Here is an 18,556-nt window from a genome sequence, read left to right on the forward strand (position 1 = left end):
TGGGTCCGGGTCATCACCACGGTGACGTCGGGGTGGTCCCCCGCGCCGGTCGGGGTGATGGTCAGCCGCACCTCGAAGCCGATGCGCAGCACGCGGGTCACCGTGCCCTCGACGGCCCCGGGGACGCCGGGGGCGAGCGAGACCGCGACGTCGTGCGGGCGCAGGGTGACCTCGCCGAGCCGGGTGATCTCGCCGAGGAAGGCCATGACGAAGTCGTTGGCCGGCTCGTCGTAGAGCTGCTCGGGGGTGCCGACCTGCTCGACGCGACCCTCGTTGATGACCACGATCTCGTCGGCGACCTCGAGGGCCTCCTCCTGGTCGTGGGTCACGAAGACCGTGGTCACGTGGACCTCGTCGTGCAGACGCCGCAGCCAGTCGCGCAGCTCCTTGCGGACCTTGGCGTCCAGGGCCCCGAACGGCTCGTCGAGCAGCAGCACCTTGGGCTCGACCGCCAGCGCCCGCGCCAGCGCCATGCGCTGGCGCTGCCCGCCGGAGAGCTGCGAGGGCAGCCGGTGGGCGAACTGCGAGAGGTGGACCAGCTTGAGGAGCTCGTCGACGCGGGCGGCGATCTCGGCCTTGGGCCGCTTGCGGATCTCGAGGCCGAAGGCGACGTTCTTGGCGACCGTCATGTGCTTGAAGACCGCGTAGTGCTGGAACACGAAGCCGACGTTGCGCTTCTGCGGCGGCAGGTAGGTCGCCTCGGTGCCCTCGATCGTCACCGAGCCCTCATCGGCCGAGTCGAGGCCGGCGATGATGCGCAGCAGGGTCGACTTGCCGCCACCCGAGGGACCCAGGAGGGCCGTCAGCTGACCGGTCGGGAGCGAGACGGTGACGTCGTCGAGCGCGACGAAGTCACCGAAGCGCTTGTTCAGGTTCTTGACCTCGATACTCACATCTTCACCTTCATGCCTTCACGGAGTGGCTGGACGAGGGTCGCAGGATGGCGACGACGACCAGGCAGAGGACGGCGGCCACGACCAGGAGGAACGAGACCGAGTATGCGACGTCCTGGTGGAAGTTCTGGTACTCGCGCTGGACGAGCAGGGTCGCGGTCTCCTTGTCGCCGATCGACTTGCCGGCGACGATCTTGACCGCGCCGAACTCGCCGAGCGAGCGGGCCAGGCTGAGGACGACGCCGTAGACGATCGCCCACCGGATGCCGGGCAGGGTGATCCGCAGGAACGTCTGGCGGCTGTTGGCCCCGAGGCTGCGGGCGGCCTGCTCCTGGTCGTCCCCCATCTCCTCGAGCACCGGCACGACCTCGCGCACGACCAGCGGCAGGGCGACGAAGCAGGTCGCCATGACGATGCCGGGGGTGGCGAACACGATGTCGATGCCGTTGTCGCTCAGGGTCTGGCCGAAGAAGCCGTAGCGCGGGTTGTAGACCAGCACCAGGGCGAGGCCGACGACGATCGGCGACACCGAGAGCGGCAGGTCGATCAGGGCCGACAGGGCGCGCTTGCCCGGGAAGTTGAACCGGACCAGCAGCAGCGACATGCCGACGCCGAAGACCAGGTTGATCAGGACCGCGATGACCGCCACCTGCACGGTCAGCACGAGCGAGTGCGTCACGTCGGGGTCGCTGAGCGCGTTGCGCATGCCGTCGAGGCCGTCGCGGAACGTGTTCTGCGCGACCAGGCCCGTGGGCCAGGCGATGAGCATGCCGAGGTAGACCACCACGAGGATCCGCAGGAACCAGGTGAGGACGACCGAGCGGTTGCCGACCGCGCGGCTCGCGTTGCTAGCCACGTCGCGCCAGCCTTCGCTGGGTGATGTCGAGGGCGACGATCGCGATCAGCGCGACGACCAGCATCACCGTCGCCAGGGCGGCGGCGGCCGGCCGGTTGCCGCCCTCCAGGATCGAGGCGACGCGGAACGACGTCACCTCGGTCTGGTTGGGCAGGTTGCCGGACAGCAGCACCAGCGAGCCGTACTCGCTGATGCCGCGGGCGAAGGACAGCGCCGCGCCGGCGAAGATCGCCGGGATGAGGGTCGGGAGCACGATCCGGCGGAACGTCGTGAAGCGGGTGGCGCCGAGGGACGCCGCGGCGTCCTCGACGTCGGTCTCCATCTCCTCGAGCACCGGCTGCACCGTGCGGACGATGAACGGGAGCGTCACGAACGCGATGGCGAGGAACACGGCCTTGCGGGTGTTCTCGAACTCGGTGCCCAGAGGCCCCTGGCTGCCGTAGAGCGCCAGCAGCACCAGGCCGGCGACGATGGTCGGCATGGCGAACGGGATGTCGATCACCAGGTCGAGGATCGCCTTGCCAGGGAACCGGTCGCGGACCAGCACCCAGGCGATGATCGTGCCCATCACCATGTTGATCGCGGTGGTGAGCACCGAGACGCCGACGGTCAGCTTGAGCGCGTTGAAGGTCTGGTTGTTGGTGAAGATGCTCTTGTAGGTGTCGAGACCGCCACCGGAGGCCTCGACCACGATGGCCGCCAGCGGGATCAGCACGAGCAGGCTGAACCAGATCATGCCGATGCCCAGCCCGAGCGTCGATCCCGGCGTCATGGCGCCGGGCCGGCTCGCCCGACGCTTGCGCGTCGGACGAGCCGTCTTCACGGCTGTGGAAGCCATGGGTCAGTTCTCGCCGAACTGGGCCTGGATCTCGGTGATGATGCCGAGCGGGTTGTCGCCCTCGCCGTCGCCGAAGTAGAGGCCGTTGGCCTCGCCCCAGCCGTTGAAGTCGTCGTCGATGGTGAGCAGGGTGCCCGGGGCCGGGAACGGGTCGGCCTCGTCGTTGGCGCCCGTGACCTCGACGTCGTCGACGCCGGCGGTCTCGAGCGGGCGGAAGCCGGTCTCGGCGTAGAGGGTCTGACCCTCCTTGCTCTTCTGGAAGTCGAGGAAGGCGTTGGCCGCGTCGGCGTCCTCGGCGTCCTCGGTCACGGCGCAGGGGTTCTCGATGAGCAGCGTCGTGTCGGGGATGACGTAGTCGAAGGCGGTGCCGTTCTGGCGGGCCAGGATGGCCTCGTTCTCGTAGGAGAGCAGCACGTCGCCGGTGCCGGAGGTGAACGCGGTGGTCGCGTCACGGCCGGAGTCGGGGAGCGCGGCGATGTTCTGGAAGAGCTCCTCCATGTAGGCCTTGGCGTCGTCCTCGGAGCCGCCGCCGGCGATCACGTCGCCGTAGCCGGCGAGGAGGTTCCACTTGGCCGAGCCGGACGAGGCCGGGTTGGGCGTCACGACGGAGACGTCGTCACGGACCAGGTCGTCCCAGCCCTCGATGTTCTTGGGGTTGCCGGACTTGACGACCATGACGACGACCGACTGCGTGCAGATGCCCTTGCTTTCGTTGTCCTTCCAGTCGTCGGCCACGATCCCCTCGTCGACCAGACGGGTCATGTCGGGCTCGAGCGAGAAGTGGACCAGGTCGGCCTTCTGACCGTCGGCGACGCCGCGGCTCTGCTCGCCCGAGGCGCCGTAGGACGGACCGTCGAAGGAGATGTCCTTGCCCTCGTCGGTGTCCTCGAAGGCCTTGAACAGGTTCTCGTTGGCACTCTCGAGCACCGAGTAGCCCACGACGGTCACGTTGCCACCGTCGCCACTGCCGCTGTCTCCACCGCACGCCGTCAGGGCCAGCACCCCGGTGGTCGCGACGACGGTCGCCACCTTGAACGTCTTGTTCATTCTCGTCCTGCTCTCTCGATGGGCGCCTGCACCGGCGCTCTTCACCTAACTAGAGCAGACTAATCAACATATGTGCGGCAGGCGAACCCCCGCGCGCAGGTGAGATGACGCGAGGCGGCGGTTCTGCCTCCGCGCGCTCGGCCGACGTGGCGAGCGTCACCCCTCAGCACGCAGGACGGCCTGGGCCCGCCGTCCCGGCGGACTATCGTGGGCCGGGGAGCGGACGCGAACTGGACAGGTGTCTGGAACGTGTTCTAGTTATCCCGCGACCGCCGTACGATGACGGGTCATCAGGAGCGGTCGACGCACCCCGGGACGACTGTCGTCCCGGCACGACGAAGGTGGGACATGTCCAAGCAGGTCAAGCAGCTCGACCGGGTGATCATCCGGTTCGCGGGCGACTCCGGTGACGGCATGCAGCTGACCGGGGACCGGTTCACGCAGGAGTCCGCGGTCTTCGGCAACGACCTCGTGACGCTGCCCAACTTCCCGGCCGAGATCCGTGCCCCCCAGGGCACCATCCCCGGGGTGTCGTCGTTCCAGGTCCACTTCGCCGACCACGACATCCTCACGGCCGGTGACGCCCCCGACGTGCTGGTCGCGATGAACCCTGCCGCGTTGAAGGCCAACCTGGGCGACCTGCCCAAGGGCGCGTCGATCATCGTCGACACCCACGACTTCACCAAGCGCAACCTCGACAAGGCCGGCTACAACACCAACCCGCTGGAGACCCTCGGCGAGGTCAACGACCCCCTGGCCGGCTTCGCCGTCCACGCCGTCGACCTGACCGGGATGACCGTCGAGGCGGTCAAGGAGTTCGGGCTCTCGCGCAAGGACGCCGCCCGGGCCAAGAACATGTTCGCCCTCGGCCTGCTGTCCTGGATGTACGGGCGCCCCACCGACGGCACCGAGGCGTTCCTGGCCAAGCGCTTCGCCAAGGTCCCCGACATCCGCGACGCCAACCTGATGGCCTTCAAGACCGGCTGGAACTACGGCGAGACCACCGAGACCTTCGCGGTCCAGTACGAGATCAAGCCCGCCACCATGGCCCCGGGCACCTACCGCAACATCACGGGCAACCTCGCCCTCGCCTACGGCCTCATCGCCGGCGGCGTGCAGTCCGGGCTCCCGATCCTGCTCGGCTCCTACCCCATCACCCCCGCCTCCGACATCCTCCACGAGCTGTCGAAGCACAAGTCGTTCGGCGTCACCACGCTGCAGGCCGAGGACGAGATCGCCGGCATCGGGATGGCCATCGGCGCCTCCTTCGGTGGAGCGCTCGGCATCACCACCACCTCCGGTCCCGGGATCGCGCTCAAGGGCGAGGCCATCGGCCTGGCCGTGATGACCGAGCTGCCGCTGCTGGTGGTCAACGTCCAGCGCGGTGGACCCTCCACCGGGCTGCCCACCAAGACCGAGCAGTCCGACCTCCTCCAGGCCATGTACGGCCGCAACGGCGAGGCCCCCGTCCCGATCGTCGCGCCCCAGTCCCCCGGTGACTGCTTCTCAGCCGCCGTCGAGGCCATCCGGATCGCCGTCACCTACCGCACCCCCGTGATGCTGCTCTCCGACGGCTACCTCGCCAACGGCTCCGAGCCCTGGCAGATCCCCGACGTGGCCGACCTGCCCGTCATCGACCCGGCCTTCGCCACCGAGCGCAACAAGACCGTCCCCGGCAAGCCGGCCAAGGACGGCACCGAGACCCCGGACACGACCGAGTTCTGGCCCTACCTCCGCGACGAGGAGACCCTCGCGCGCCCGTGGGCCATCCCCGGCACCCCGGGCCTCGAGCACCGCATCGGCGGGCTCGAGAAGGGCGAGGGCCACGGCAACATCTCCTACGACCCGGCCAACCACGACCTCATGGTCCGCACCCGCCAGGCCAAGATCGACCGGATCGCCGACTCGCTGCCGCCGCTCGTCGTCGACGACCCCTCGGGCGAGGCCAAGGTGCTCGTCATCGGCTGGGGCTCCACCTACGGCCCGATCGGCGCCGGCTGCCGCCGCGTCCGCAAGGCCGGCTACCGCGTCGCGCAGGTCCACCTGCGCCACCTCAACCCGTTCCCCCACGACCTGGGCGACATCCTCCAGCGCTACGACAAGGTCCTCGTGCCCGAGATGAACCTGGGCCAGCTGTCACTGCTGCTGCGTGGCAAGTACCTCGTCGACGCCATCGGCTACAACCACGTGCGCGGCCTGCCGCTCAAGGCCGCCGAGCTCGCGGAGGCGATCGGCCACCTGGTCGCCGAGGCCGAGGGCATCGCCGTCGACCTGACTCCCGCCGCCACCACGACCGTCGACACGATCACCGAGGAGGTCTGAGGCGATGACCGCCACACCCCACATCAGCGACCTGCCCATGCCCGACCTGCGCACCGGGGTCGAGCTCGTCCCCACCCGCGACGAGGGGGTGACCGAGACCGGCAAGGACTACACCTCCGACCAGGAGGTCCGCTGGTGCCCCGGCTGCGGCGACTACGCCGTCCTCAAGGCCGTCCAGGGCTTCCTGCCCGACCTCGGGCTGCGCCGCGAGAACATCGTCTTCATCTCCGGGATCGGCTGCTCCAGCCGCTTCCCCTACTACCTCGACACCTACGGGATGCACTCCATCCACGGTCGCGCCCCGTCGATCGCCACCGGCCTGGCGACCGCCCGCGAGGACCTCTCGGTCTGGGTCGTCACCGGCGACGGTGACGCCCTGTCCATCGGTGGCAACCACCTCATCCACGCCCTGCGCCGCAACGTCAACATGACGATCCTGCTGTTCAACAACCGGATCTACGGCCTCACCAAGGGCCAGTACTCCCCCACCAGCGAGGCCGGCAAGGTCACCAAGTCGACCCCCATGGGATCGGTCGACCACCCCTTCAACCCCGTCTCGCTCGCGCTGGGCGCCGAGGCCACCTTCGTCGCGCGCACCATCGACTCCGACCGCAAGCACCTCACCGCCGTGCTCTCCGCCGCCGCGGCGCACCGCGGCACGTCCCTGGTCGAGATCTACCAGAACTGCCCGATCTTCAACGACGGCGCCTTCGACGCCATCAAGGGCGCCGACACCAAGCACGACGCGATCATCCCGCTGGTCCACGGCGAGCCGATCCGCTTCGGCCTCGAGGGGTCCAAGGGTCTCGTGCGCGACACCGAGACCGGTGGCGTCAAGATCGTCCCGGTCGGCACCGAGCCAGGACAGGTCGGCGAGGACGCGCTCCTGGTCCACGACGCCCACCAGCCCGACCCCTCCACCGCCTTCGCGATCTCGCGGCTCACCGAGATGGGCTACCTCGACCAGACCCCCATCGGGATCTTCCGCCAGGTCGCGCGGCCGACCTACGACGACCAGTCGCGCGCGCAGATCGGCTCGGCCCAGGACGCCGCCCCCGGCGAGCCCACCGACCGGCTGGCCGGGCTCATCAACGGGGGCGACACCTGGACCGTCGTCTGACCGAACGGGTCAGAACGGGTCAGCGCGGGTCAGAACGGGATCTTGCAGTTCTGCTTCGGGCGCTTGGTGCACGTCTGCCAGACCTCGCTGAAGCTGGTCTTGACCTTGGCCCGCCACAGCCAGCTGCGCTGGGTGGGAGGGGCGTCGATGACGGCCTGGTAGGCGCCCTTCTTGAGGAACACCTTGCGGTAGAACTTGAAGTTGCAGGTCCCCTTGTCGCGGTTGCACTTCGTCGCCTTCTGGATGTAGACCGGCCCCTTGGCCGGGGTCACCTTGCCGACGAAGACCAGCTGCTTGGGCCGGTTGGCCTTCAGCCGCTTCTTGATGACGCGGCTGGTGACGGTGATGGCGGCGGCGCGCTCGCTGACGCTCGACCTCTGGGCGTCGGCGCCGGGCCAGCTGTCGACCCGGGCCGACGCGGACGAGGCGGTGAACGCCATCGACGCGGTGAGCGCGAGGGCAAGGACCGCGACGACGATGCGGGGGGAACGCATGGGTGACTCCTCCGGAGTATGGGATCTCATGGCCTCGGGTTCCTGCCCGAGTCTCCGGCGGGCAAACCCGAGGGGCGTGTCCGTGGCTCCGGTGCCCCGGACTCTAGAGTCCTGACGTGACGGAGGCGCGACGTGGGCTGCTCCTCGGAGTGGTGGCCTACGCCCTCTGGGGCCTGTTCCCGTTGTACTGGCCGCTCCTCGAGCCGGGCGGCGCCGTCGAGATCCTCGCCCACCGCGTCGTCTGGTCCGGCCTCACCATGACCCTCCTCGTGGTGGGACTGCGGCGACGTGCGGAGCTGCGCGCGCTCCTCGCCGACCGGCGCGTCACCCTCCTGCTGCTGGTCGCCGCGGTCACCATCACGTCGAACTGGACGACGTACATCTACGGCGTCAACAGCGGCCGGGTCGTCGAGACCTCGCTCGGCTACTTCATCAACCCGCTCGTGACCGTGCTCATGGGCGTCCTCGTGCTGCGCGAGCGCCTGCGCCCGGTGCAGTGGGCCGCCCTCGGCCTCGGGGTCGTGGCGGTCGGCGTCCTCGCCTGGGACTACGGCCGCCCGCCCTGGATCGCGCTGGTCCTGGCCTTCTCGTTCGGCACCTACGGCCTCGCCAAGAAGTCCGCCGACGTCGGCGCCGTCGAGAGCCTGGCCTTCGAGACGGCCGTGATCGCCCCGTTCGCCCTCGGCTACCTCGTCCTCCTCGGTGCCGGCGGCGACGGCCACTTCGGCACCGAGGGCGTCGGCCACGCCCTCCTGCTCACCACCACCGGCATCGTCACCGCGGTCCCGCTGATCCTCTTCGGCGCCGCCGCGACCCGGGTCCCCATGGTCTCGCTCGGCCTCCTGCAGTACCTCGCCCCGACTATCCAGTTCGTCCTCGGGCTCGTCGTCTTCTCCGAGACCATGACGAGCGGCCGCTGGGTCGGCTTCGTCCTCGTCTGGGCAGCGCTCGTGGTCTTCACCTACGAGGCGCTGCGGCACCGCCACCGCCAGCTCGTCCTCGCAGCGGCGTCGTCGGTCGCCGCCTGAGGCACGACCTAGCTGCTGCGGACCGCCACGGCGTCGGCGAAGTCCTCGAGGGCCGTGCGGACGGGTCCCTCGGGCAGCACCGCGAGCAGGGCCTTGGCCTCCTGGGCGCGGCCGACGACGTAGGCGCTGGCCTCGTCGAGGGCGGGGTGCTTGCGGAGGAGGCCGAGGGCCTCGGCGTGGAGCGTGTCGTCGGTGAGGTCGGAGCGCAAGAGCTCGTGGAGGCGGGCGTCGGCGGGGTCCGTGGACGCCAGGGCCATCAGGACCGGGAGGGTCGGGACACCCTCGCGCAGGTCGGTACCGGGCGTCTTGCCGGACGCGTCGAAGTCGGAGGCGACGTCGAGGATGTCGTCGGAGAGCTGGAAGGCGGCGCCGACGATCTCGCCGTAGGCCGTCAGGGCCTCCTCGACCTCGCGGGTGGCGCCGCCGAAGCGGGCGCCGTAGCGCGCGGAGGTGGCGATGAGGGAGCCGGTCTTGCCGGCGACGACGTCGAGGTAGTGCTGCAGCGCGTCGCCCGTGGGCTCGACGCCCTCGAGGATCTGGCCCTCGACGAGGCGGGTGAACGTCGCGGCCTGGATCGCGACGGCGTCGGCGCCGAGCTGGGCGGTGAGCTCGGAGGACTTCGCGAAGAGCCAGTCGCCGGTGAGGATCGCGACGTGGTTGTCCCAGCGGGAGTTGGCGGAGTCGGCGCCGCGGCGCAGGGCAGCCTCGTCCATCACGTCGTCGTGGTAGAGCGAGCCGACGTGGGTGATCTCGACGACGCAGGCGGCGGTGAGCACGTCGGCGGACTCGGGGTGGGGGCCGGCCTCCGCGGCGAGCAGCACGAGCAGCGGGCGGAAGCGCTTGCCGCCGGCGGCGAAGAGGTGGCGCGCCGCCTCGGTGACGTAGGGCGACGGGCTGGTGGCGTGGTCGTGGAGCGCGGCCTCGACCTCGGCCATCCGCTGGCTCAACCGCTCGGCGAGGGCTTCGTCGTCGATCGGCAGGGCCAGGTCGGAGGCCGGGTCGGTCGTCACCTGATGAAGTCTCCCACCTGGGCGGCCAGGTCGAGCACCGGTCCGGGCACGACGCCCAGCACCACGGTCACGACGGCGCAGACCGCGATCGTGACGCTGGTGAAGAGCGAGGGCGTGGTCACCGAGGCGACCTCGTCGTCCGGGTCGGGGTCGGTGAAGAACATGAGCCGGATGTAGCGGACGTAGAAGTAGACGGCGATGATGCTCGACGCGATGGCGACCAGCACGACCGGCCAGGCGCCCGACGACATGGCCACGGTGAAGACGGCCCACTTGCCGATGAAGCCCGAGGTGAGCGGGATGCCGGCCATCGAGAGCAGGAAGAGCGAGAAGACGCCCGCGACCACCGGCGAGCGCTTGCCGAGGCCCGTCCAGCGGACGAACGACGGCGCCTCGCCGTTGGCGTCACGGACAAGGGTGACGACCGCGAAGGCGCCGACGGTCGCGAAGCCGTAGACCGTGAGGTAGAAGAGCACCGCCTGCAGCGAGGTGATCTGGCTGTCGGCGAGCTCGGAGGCCGCCTGGACCCCGAGGACGCCGGTGAGCAGGAAGCCGGTGTGGGCTATCGAGGAGTAGGCGAGCATCCGCTTGACGTCGGTCTGCACGCAGGCGAGGACGGCGCCGACGAGCATCGTGAGGATCGCGATGACCCACATCATCGGCTGCCAGTCCCAGCGGTCGGCGCCGAAGGCGACGTAGTAGAGCCGCAGGATGGCGCCGAACGCCGCGATCTTGGTGGCCGCCGACATGAACGCCGTGACCGCGGTCGGGGCGCCCTGGTAGACGTCGGGCGTCCAGGCCTGGAAGGGCACGGCGCCGACCTTGAAGAGCAGGCCGACCGACAGCATCGCGATGCCGAGGAGCAGCAGGGTGCGGTTGTCGGAGCCGTTGACGACGCTGGTGTGGATCGCGCCGAAGCTCATCGAGCCGGCGTAGCCGTAGACGAGCGCGACGCCGTAGAGGAAGAAGCCGGACGAGAAGGCGCCGAGCAGGAAGTACTTGAGCGCGGCCTCCTGGCTGAGCAGGCGCCGGCGCCGGGCCAGGCCGCAGAGCAGGTAGAGCGGCAGCGAGAGCACCTCGAGGGCGACGAACATGGTGAGCAGGTCGCCGGAGGCGGGGAAGAGCATCATCCCGCCGACGGCGAACATGACGAGCGGATAGACCTCGGTGTGGGCCAGGCCCTTGGTCGAGGCCTCGCGCTCGCCCTCGCTGCCGGGCAGGGCTGCGGCCTGGCCGGCGAACGCGGGTACGCCGGCCTCGAGGCGGCGCTCGGCGAAGAGCGCGACCCCGCCGAGGGCGAAGATCAGGATGAGGCCCCAGAGATAGACCGAGGGGCCGTCGACGACGACCGATCCCTCGGCGCCGACGAGGCCACGGCCGGAGCCGGTCTTGTCGAGGTCGAGGCCGACGACGACGGTGGCCGCGAAGGCCCCGACGACACCGGCGGCGGCCAGGCTGACCTGGACCACGTGACGGCGCTCGCGGGCGACGAACGCCTCGACCACGACGCCGAGCGCGGCGACGCCGAAGACGATGAAGAGCGGGAGCAGCTCGACGTACTCGATGGTGGGCTTGATGAAGTCCATGGGGTTACCTCACTCGCCCGTCTCGGCGTCGTCCGCCGGCGGGACCTCGGGGGCGTCGTCCTGCACGCCGACCTGCTGCTGGAGCAGCTGCTCCGCGTAGGGGTTGCTGACGTCGAGCAGGGGCTGCGGGAAGAACCCGAAGAGGACGAGCGCGACCATGAGCGGCGCCACCGCGAGGATCTCGCGCGGCGTGGCGTCGGGGATGGTCTCGACCTTGCTGCGGACGGCGGTGGCCGTGCTGCCGGACGACGCCCCCGCCCCGTCGTGTCCGGCGTGACCGTGACCGTCGGCCGCCCCGGCGATCTCGTGACCGGGCCCGGTGAAGATGCGCTGGTACATCCAGAGCACGTAGATCGCGGCGAGGACGATGCCGGTGACCGCGAACGCGCCGACCCACCAGGCGTAGTCGAAGGCCGCGAGCAGCACGAGAAACTCGGAGACGAACGGGCTCAGGCCGGGCAGGCCGAGCGTGGCCAGACCGGCGACGAGCATCAGGCCGGCGAGCACGGGCGTGGCCTTCTCGAGGCCGCCCATCTCGCTGATGAGCGTGGTGCCGCGGCGGCTGATCAGGTAGCCGGCGACGAGGAACAGCGCAGCGGTGCCGATGCCGTGGTTGACCATGTAGAGGATCGCGCCCGAGGAGCCCTGCGTGCTGAAAACGAAGATCCCGAGGGTGATGAAGCCGAAGTGGCTGAGCGAGGTCAGTCCGATCAGCCGCAGCACGTCGTCCTGGGCGATCGCGACGAGCGCGCCGTAGATGATCGAGATGACGGCGAGCGTGACGACGACCGGCGTGGCCCACTGCGAGGCCTCGGGGAAGATCCCGAGGCAGAAGCGGAGCATGCCGAACGTGCCGATCTTGTCGAGCACGCAGACGAGCATCACGCTGACGCCCGGCGTGGCCTTCTCGGTCGTGTCAGCCAGCCAGGTGTGCACCGGGAACAGCGGCGCCTTGATGGCGAAGGCCACGAAGAAGCCCACGAACAGCCAGCGGCCCGCGCCGGTGGAGATGTCGAGGTCCTGCAGGTCCTCGAGGAGGTAGGACGGCTCACCCTGCTGGGACGAGACCACGTAGAGCCCGATGACCGAGGCGAGCAGCACGAGTCCGCCGGCGAGCTGGAACATCAGGAACTTGGACGCGGCTGCACCACGACCCTCCTTGCCGAAGCCGCCGACGAGGAAGTAGGCCGGGATCAGCGTCGCCTCGAAGACGACGTAGAAGAGGAAGACGTCGGTCGCGCAGAAGACGGCGAGCGAGAGCGCCTCGAGCGCCAGCATCCAGGCGTAGTAGGAGCGTGGGGCCTCCTCGCCCTCGTGCCAGCCGGCCAGCATGACGACCGGCGTGATGACGACCGTGAGCAGCACCATGAGGATGCCGAGGCCGTCGACGCCGAGGGCGTAGTGGACGCCGAACGACTCGATCCAGCTGACCTTCTCCTCGAGCTGCATGCCGCTGCCGACGTCGTACATCGTGGCGGCGGCGACGCCGAGGCCGAGGGTGCCGGCTGAGACGCCGATCGCGATCGACCGCGCCGTGGCGGCCGGGAGGAACGGGATGACGAGGGCACCGACGAGGGGCACCAGGATCAGGACGGTCAGCATCAGAGGTTCACCGCCAGCATGGCCGCGGCGACGACGAGGACGCCGACGAGGACGGACAGGGCGTAGGAGCGGACGTAACCGGTCTGCACCTTGCGGAGGACCCCGCCGAGCGCCTTGACCGCGGCACCACCGCCCATGAAGGCGCCGTCGGCGCCGGAGCGGTCGAAGACGAAGAGGCCGGCGACCAGGCGGCGGCCGGGCTGGACGACCAGCCCCTCGTTGATGGCGTCGCCGTAGAGGTCGTTGCGGGCGGCGCGGGTGACGAAGGAGACGTCGGTCGGGGCGACGTCGGGGACGCGCTGGCGCTGGAAGAGCGCGAACGCGAGGGCGACGCCGACGGCGACGACGAGCACCGTGATCACGGTGATGCCGATGGCCGGGATCGGGAGCTCGTGCTCCTCCTCGGGCCCGACGACGGGTTCGAGCCAGTGGATGATCCAGTTGCCGGCGAGCAGCAGGCCGCCGAGCACCGAGAGCGCTGCGAGGACGATCAGCGGCACCGTCATCAGGGCGGGCGACTCGTGGGGGTGGACGTCCTTCTGCCAGCGCTTCTCGGAGAAGAAGGTCATCAGCATCAGGCGGGTCATGTAGAACGCCGTGACGCCGGCACCGACGAGCGCGCAGGCGCCGACCAGGAGGTTCTGGCCGATGGCGACCTCGATGATCTTGTCCTTGGACCAGAAGCCGGAGAAGCCCGGGAACCCGATGATCGCGAGGTAGCCCATCGCGAACGTCAGGAACGTGACGGGCATGGCCTTGTTGAGCATCCCGTAGTGGCGCATGTCGACGTCGTCGTCCATGCCGTGCATCACCGAGCCGGCGCCGAGGAACATGTTGGCCTTGAAGAAGCCGTGCGTGAGCAGGTGGAAGATCGCGAACGCGTAGCCGGCGGTGCCGAGCCCGGCGCCGAGCATCATGTAGCCGATCTGGCTCATCGTGGAGCCGGCCAGGGCCTTCTTGATGTCGTCCTTGGCGCACCCGATCGCGGCGCCCCACAGGATCGTGACGACGGCGACCACGACGACCGCGGTCTGGGCGTCGGGGGCGTACTCGAAGACGAAGTTGGAGCGGACGACGAGGTAGACACCGGCGGTGACCATGGTCGCGGCGTGGATGAGCGCCGAGACGGGCGTCGGGCCCTCCATGGCGTCGAGGAGCCAGGCCTGCAGCGGCACCTGGGCCGACTTGCCGCAGGCACCGACCAGCAGCAGGATCCCGAACGCCGTCATCGCGGCCTCGGAGGCCCCGCCGGCCCGGGCGCTGATGACGGTGAAGCTCGTGGAGCCGAACAGCGTGAACGCCAGGAAGATGGCCGTGGCCATGCCCATGTCGCCGACGCGGTTGATGACGAAGGCCTTCTTGGCGGCCTGGGCGGCGGAGTGCTTGTGCTGCCAGAAGCCGATGAGGAGGTAGGACGCCAGGCCGACGCCCTCCCAGCCGAGGAACAGCCCGAGGTAGTTCTCGCTCAGGATGAGCATCAGCATCGCGGCCACGAAGAGGTTGAGGTAGCCGAAGAACCGGCGGCGCCGCGGGTCGTGCTCCATGTAGCCGATGGAGTAGACATGGATGAGCGAGCCGACGCCGGTGATCAGCAGCAGGAACAGCGAGGCCAGCGGGTCGTAGAGCAGGTCCATGTCGACCCGGAGGCCACCGACGTGGATCCAGTCGTAGAGGTGCTTGACGACCTGGCGGTCCTCCTCGTCGCGGCCCTGGATCTCGAGGAACATCAGCAGGCTGACGACGAAGGACCCGATGGGCATCGCCGTGCCGAGCCAGTGGCCCCACTTGTCGGTGAACCGGCCGCCGAGCAGCAGGATCGCGGCGCCGAGCAGCGGCAGCGCGATCACCAGCCACACGAGCCCGAGCACGCCGTCGGCGCTCTCGGGCGCGACGACGGGCACCTCGAGCCCTGTCTCCAAGACGAACATCTGAGTCGGACCTTTCAGAACTTCAGCAGGCTCGCGTCGTCGACCGAGGCCGAACGACGAGACCGGAAGATGGTCATGATGATGGCGAGCCCGACGACGACCTCGGCGGCGGCCACGACCATCACGAAGAAGGCCGCCACCTGCCCCTCGAGGTTGCCGTGCTGCTTGGCGAAGGCCACGAGCGCGAGGTTGCAGGCGTTGAGCATGAGCTCGACGCACATGAAGACCACGATGGCGTTGCGGCGCACCAGGACGCCGACGGCGCCGATGGTGAAGAGGATCGAGGAGAGCACCACGTACTCGGTCATGCTGATGCCCCCTTGTCCACGTCCTCGGTCGTCGAGGCGGCGGCACCGGACTTGCCGGCCGGGCCCGGTCGGGCCTCGGTGTCGATGCCGAGCTGGCGCTTGAGGCCCTCGATGTCGTGGGCCATCGCCGGGGCCGAGCGGACCGTACCGCGCGCGGCGAGCACCCGGGAGACCGACGACTCGGCGGCGGTGCCGTCGGGCAGCAGGGCGGGGGTGTCGACCGCGTTGTGGCGGGCGTAGACGCCGGGCGCCGGGAGCGGCACGAGGGAGGTGCCCTTCTCGGCGTAGTCGCGCACCCGCTTGCGGGCCAGGTCGGCCTGCGTCTGCTTGGGCGTGAGTCGCTCGCGGTGGGCGAGCACCATGGCGCCGACCGCGGCGGTGATGAGCAGCGCGCTGGTGACCTCGAAGGCGAACACGTAGCGGGAGAAGACGATGTTGGCCAGGGCCGGGATGTTGCCGCCGTCGTTTGCGTCGTCGAGGCCGGTCGCGGTTCCGAGCGTGAGCTGCGACAGCCCCACGACGAGGATCAGGCCGAGGAGCAGCCCGCCGACCGTGGCGAGCACCCGCTGACCCTTGATGGTCTCGACGACCGAGTCGGCCGAGTCGACCCCGACCAGCATGAGGACGAACAGGAAGAGCATCAGGATCGCGCCGGTGTAGACGATGATCTGCACCGCGAACAGGAACGGCGCGTCGAGGGCGGCGTAGAGCACGGCGAGGCTGATCATCACGACCGCCAGCAGCAGCGCGGCGTGGACCGCCTTGCGGACGAAGAGGATGCCGAGGGCGGCCAGCACCATCACCGGGGCGAGGGCCCAGAACGCGACCATCAGTGCCCACCCCCCGGAGCGGCCGGCGCGGGCGGAGGGGCGGAGAGCCCGCCGCGGTAGTAGTCGCCCTCGTCGAAGCCCTCGCGCATCGGGTGCGGCGGCTGCTCCATGCCGGGCAGCAGCGGGGCGAGCAGGTCGGACTTCTCGTAGATGAGGTCGCGGCGGTTGTCGTCGGCGAGCTCGTACTCGTTGGTCATCGTCAGCGCCCGGGTGGGGCACGCCTCGATGCAGAGCCCGCACAGGATGCAGCGCAGGTAGTTGATCTGGTAGACGCGGCCGTAGCGCTCGCCGGGGCTGAAGCGCTCGCTCCCGCCGGCGGCGGCGTCGTCGTTGGACGCCCCCTCGACGTAGATCGCGTCGGCCGGGCAGGCCCAGGCGCAGAGCTCGCAGCCGATGCACTTCTCGAGACCGTCGGGCCAGCGGTTGAGCTGGTGACGGCCGTGGAAGCGCGGCGCGGTCGGGAGCTTCTCGAACGGGTACTGCTCGGTGACGACCTTGCGGAACATCGTCCGGAAGGTGACGCCGAACCCCGCCACCGGGTCGATGAACTGCTCCTTGAAGGTCTTGCCCTCGTTGCTGTCGGCCATCAGGCCTCCTCCCCCACGCTCGCGGTGGCCGTGGCGGTCACCCGGGTGGGACTGTCGAACACGAGCGGAGCGGCGGCCCCGCGGACCGCACCTCCGCCGGGCATGGGCGGCGTCGGGAACCCGCCGGGTCGGACGGTGGCCAGGTCGGCCTCGTCGGTGGTGGCCGGCTGGTCCTTCTCGCCGCCGAAGAAGAACAGCGCGAGGATGAGGACCAGGGCGACGCCGATGACGACCGGGACGTTGTCGTTGTCGAGCCAGCCCTCGGTGCGGGCGACGCGGAGCGTGGCGACGGCGATGATCCAGACGAGCGAGGCCGGGATGAGGTACTTCCAGCCGAGCGCCATGAACTGGTCGTAGCGCAGCCGGGGCAGCGACCCGCGCAGCCAGATGAAGCCGAAGATGAAGAACAGGACCTTGCCGAAGAACCACAGCACCGGCCAGTAGCCCTGGTTGGCGCCGGCCCAGAACTCGTCGATCCAGAACGGCGCGTGCCAACCGCCGAGGAAGAGCGTCGTGGCCAGCGCCGAGACGGTGGCCATGTTGACGTACTCGGCGAGGAAGAACAGCGCGAACTTGATCGAGGAGTACTCGGTGTGGAACCCGCCGACGAGCTCGCCCTCGGCCTCGGGGAGGTCGAAGGGCGCACGGTTGGTCTCGCCGACCATCGAGATCGTGTAGATGACGAACGACGGCAGCAGGATCAGCCCGAACCACAGGTCGTCCTGGGCGGCGACGATCTCGGAGGTCGACATCGAGCCGGCGTAGAGGAACACCGCGACGAGCGCGAGACCCATCGAGACCTCGTAGGAGATCATCTGGGCGCTCGAGCGCAGTCCGCCGAGCAGGGAGTAGGTCGACCCGCTCGACCAGCCGCCGAGCACGATGCCGTAGATGCCGATGGACGCGATGCCCATCACGAACAGGACCGCCATCGGCATGTCGGTGAGCTGGAGCGGCGTGCGCTCGCCGAAGAAGTTCACCTCGGGCCCGAACGGGATCACGCTGAACGTCACGAAGGCCGGGATCACCGCGATGATCGGCGCCAGCACGAAGACCAGCTTGTCGGCGGCCTTGGGGAGGATGTCCTCCTTGAACATGAGCTTGGCGCCGTCGGCCAGCGACTGGAGGAGCCCGAACGGACCGTTGACGTTGGGGCCGATGCGGTGCTGCATCCGGGCCACGACCCGGCGCTCCCACCAGATGTTGAAGAGCGTCAGCAGGACCAGGATGACGAAGATGGCCAGGACCTTGATCCCGATCACCCACCACTTGTCCTGGCCGAAGGCCTGCAGGCCCTCGTCGACGACGTACAGGTTCACGGGTTGCCTCCGGTGACGGTGACGCGGGTGCCGGGTGAGGCCAGGTCGCTGAGCAGTCCGCGACCGGTGGAGGACGACGGCAGCCAGACGACGCCGTCGACGAGGTCGGGCGCGACCTCGGACGGCACGGTGACCGAGCCGCGGTCACCGGTGACGGTCACGGTGGGGCCGCAGGCGTCGTGCACGGCCTGGCTGACCCGGGCGACGGCCGGGCGGGCGGTGGCGGCGAGGTGCTTGTCGCCGACGAGCATGGTGCCGTTGTCGAGCAGCTGCTTCCAGGTGGAGAGCACGAGACCCTTGCCCTCGACGGCGGCGCCGGGCGCGACCGGCGTGAGGGTGGCGCGGGCGCCGTCCCAGGGACCGAGGTCCTCCATCTGCGACCAGACGTCCTCGACGGTGCGGAAGCCGAGCGGGTGGCCGAGCTCCTCGGCGATGCCGGCCAGGACGCGCAGGTCGGGCAGCGACGCCGGGTTGGAGAGCACCCGGTCGAACGAGCGGACCCGGCCCTCCCAGTTGACGAACGAGCCGGCCTTGTCGGTCACGGGGGCGACCGGGAAGACGACGTCGGCGGCGCGGGTGACGTCGCTGGCCCGGAGGTCGAGGGCGACGACGAACGACGCGGCGGCGATCGCGGCGGTGGTGGCGGCCGGGTCGGTGGTGTCGGCGGGGTCGACCCCGCCGATCACGAGGCCGCCGAGCTCGCCGGCCAGGAGCGCGGCGACGATGGCGTCGCCGTCGCGGCCGGGGGTCTCGGGCAGGCTGTCGACGCCCCACGTGGTGGCGGCGTC

General features: G+C 69.8%; 17 protein-coding genes. 3 read left to right on the forward strand and 14 right to left on the reverse strand.

Features of this window, described 5'->3' with window-relative positions:
• The 4 genes from Q7T52_RS16855 to Q7T52_RS16870 form a co-directional block, all read right to left on the reverse strand.
• Positions 1 to 893: sulfate/molybdate ABC transporter ATP-binding protein (locus tag Q7T52_RS16855; RefSeq protein ID WP_304804531.1), on the reverse strand; the 893-nt coding region annotated here is incomplete at its 3' end.
• 10 nt (positions 894 to 903) lie between these two features.
• Entirely contained in the window at positions 904 to 1,749 is an 846-nt protein-coding gene (locus Q7T52_RS16860) for a sulfate ABC transporter permease (protein WP_304804533.1), read from the reverse strand.
• Positions 1,742 to 2,587: a sulfate ABC transporter permease subunit CysT gene (cysT, locus tag Q7T52_RS16865; RefSeq protein ID WP_304804535.1), complete on the reverse strand. Its 846-nt coding sequence runs from the start codon at positions 2,585 to 2,587 to the stop codon at positions 1,742 to 1,744. The genes Q7T52_RS16860 and cysT overlap by 8 nt, the downstream gene beginning before the upstream one ends.
• Positions 2,588 to 2,590: 3 nt before the next feature.
• A complete protein-coding gene (locus Q7T52_RS16870; protein WP_304804537.1) occupies positions 2,591 to 3,634 on the reverse strand; it encodes a sulfate ABC transporter substrate-binding protein in 1,044 nt (347 codons plus the stop codon).
• A 348-nt stretch (positions 3,635 to 3,982) separates the two neighbouring features.
• On the opposite strand from Q7T52_RS16870, the gene Q7T52_RS16875 reads away from it, so the two are divergent.
• Both Q7T52_RS16875 and Q7T52_RS16880 read left to right on the forward strand, forming a co-directional pair.
• Entirely contained in the window at positions 3,983 to 5,956 is a 1,974-nt protein-coding gene (locus Q7T52_RS16875; RefSeq protein ID WP_304804538.1) for a 2-oxoacid:acceptor oxidoreductase subunit alpha, read from the forward strand.
• A 22-nt stretch (positions 5,957 to 5,978) separates the two neighbouring features.
• Positions 5,979 to 7,076: a 2-oxoacid:ferredoxin oxidoreductase subunit beta gene (locus Q7T52_RS16880; RefSeq protein WP_370692334.1), complete on the forward strand. Its 1,098-nt coding sequence runs from the start codon at positions 5,979 to 5,981 to the stop codon at positions 7,074 to 7,076.
• A gap of 29 nt (positions 7,077 to 7,105) precedes the next feature.
• Here Q7T52_RS16880 and Q7T52_RS16885 read toward each other — a convergent pair whose 3' ends face one another.
• On the reverse strand, positions 7,106 to 7,570 hold the full coding sequence (locus tag Q7T52_RS16885) for a hypothetical protein (protein WP_304804540.1): 465 nt from the start codon (positions 7,568 to 7,570) through the stop codon (positions 7,106 to 7,108).
• A 116-nt stretch (positions 7,571 to 7,686) separates the two neighbouring features.
• Between Q7T52_RS16885 and rarD the strand changes: the two genes are divergently transcribed.
• Entirely contained in the window at positions 7,687 to 8,598 is a 912-nt protein-coding gene (gene rarD, locus Q7T52_RS16890; protein ID WP_304804542.1) for an EamA family transporter RarD, read from the forward strand.
• Between the two features lie 8 nt (positions 8,599 to 8,606).
• Here the strand turns inward: rarD and Q7T52_RS16895 are convergent, their stop codons facing one another.
• From Q7T52_RS16895 to Q7T52_RS16935, 9 genes are all read right to left on the reverse strand, one after another.
• Positions 8,607 to 9,608 (reverse strand): polyprenyl synthetase family protein, encoded by a 1,002-nt coding sequence (locus Q7T52_RS16895; protein ID WP_370692332.1) that lies wholly within the window; start codon positions 9,606 to 9,608, stop codon positions 8,607 to 8,609.
• Complete coding sequence (gene nuoN, locus Q7T52_RS16900; RefSeq protein WP_304804544.1) at positions 9,605 to 11,194, reverse strand: NADH-quinone oxidoreductase subunit NuoN; 1,590 nt, start codon at positions 11,192 to 11,194, stop codon at positions 9,605 to 9,607. The genes Q7T52_RS16895 and nuoN overlap by 4 nt, the downstream gene beginning before the upstream one ends.
• A 9-nt stretch (positions 11,195 to 11,203) precedes the next feature.
• Entirely contained in the window at positions 11,204 to 12,796 is a 1,593-nt protein-coding gene (locus Q7T52_RS16905; protein WP_304804546.1) for an NADH-quinone oxidoreductase subunit M, read from the reverse strand.
• Positions 12,796 to 14,724 carry an NADH-quinone oxidoreductase subunit L gene (nuoL, locus tag Q7T52_RS16910; protein ID WP_304804548.1) on the reverse strand — a complete coding sequence of 643 codons (1,929 nt, stop codon included), beginning with the start codon at positions 14,722 to 14,724 and terminating at the stop codon, positions 12,796 to 12,798. The genes Q7T52_RS16905 and nuoL overlap by 1 nt, the downstream gene beginning before the upstream one ends.
• A gap of 14 nt (positions 14,725 to 14,738) precedes the next feature.
• Entirely contained in the window at positions 14,739 to 15,032 is a 294-nt protein-coding gene (gene nuoK, locus Q7T52_RS16915; protein WP_370692333.1) for an NADH-quinone oxidoreductase subunit NuoK, read from the reverse strand.
• On the reverse strand, positions 15,029 to 15,862 hold the full coding sequence (locus tag Q7T52_RS16920) for an NADH-quinone oxidoreductase subunit J (protein WP_304804549.1): 834 nt from the start codon (positions 15,860 to 15,862) through the stop codon (positions 15,029 to 15,031). The genes nuoK and Q7T52_RS16920 overlap by 4 nt, the downstream gene beginning before the upstream one ends.
• The gene (gene nuoI, locus Q7T52_RS16925; protein ID WP_304804550.1) at positions 15,862 to 16,449 is read right to left on the reverse strand and encodes an NADH-quinone oxidoreductase subunit NuoI; all 588 of its coding nucleotides are present in this window, start codon (positions 16,447 to 16,449) and stop codon (positions 15,862 to 15,864) included. Before nuoI ends, Q7T52_RS16920 begins: the two co-directional genes overlap by 1 nt.
• Positions 16,449 to 17,768, reverse strand: coding sequence for an NADH-quinone oxidoreductase subunit NuoH (nuoH, locus tag Q7T52_RS16930; RefSeq protein ID WP_304804552.1), 1,320 nt, complete (start codon positions 17,766 to 17,768; stop codon positions 16,449 to 16,451). Before nuoH ends, nuoI begins: the two co-directional genes overlap by 1 nt.
• A partial coding sequence (locus Q7T52_RS16935; RefSeq protein ID WP_304804553.1) for a molybdopterin-dependent oxidoreductase occupies positions 17,765 to 18,556 on the reverse strand: 792 nt, incomplete at its 5' end. The genes Q7T52_RS16935 and nuoH, both read right to left, overlap by 4 nt.

Source organism: Nocardioides sp. (genome assembly GCF_030655615.1).
GTDB lineage: Bacteria > Actinomycetota > Actinomycetes > Propionibacteriales > Nocardioidaceae > Nocardioides.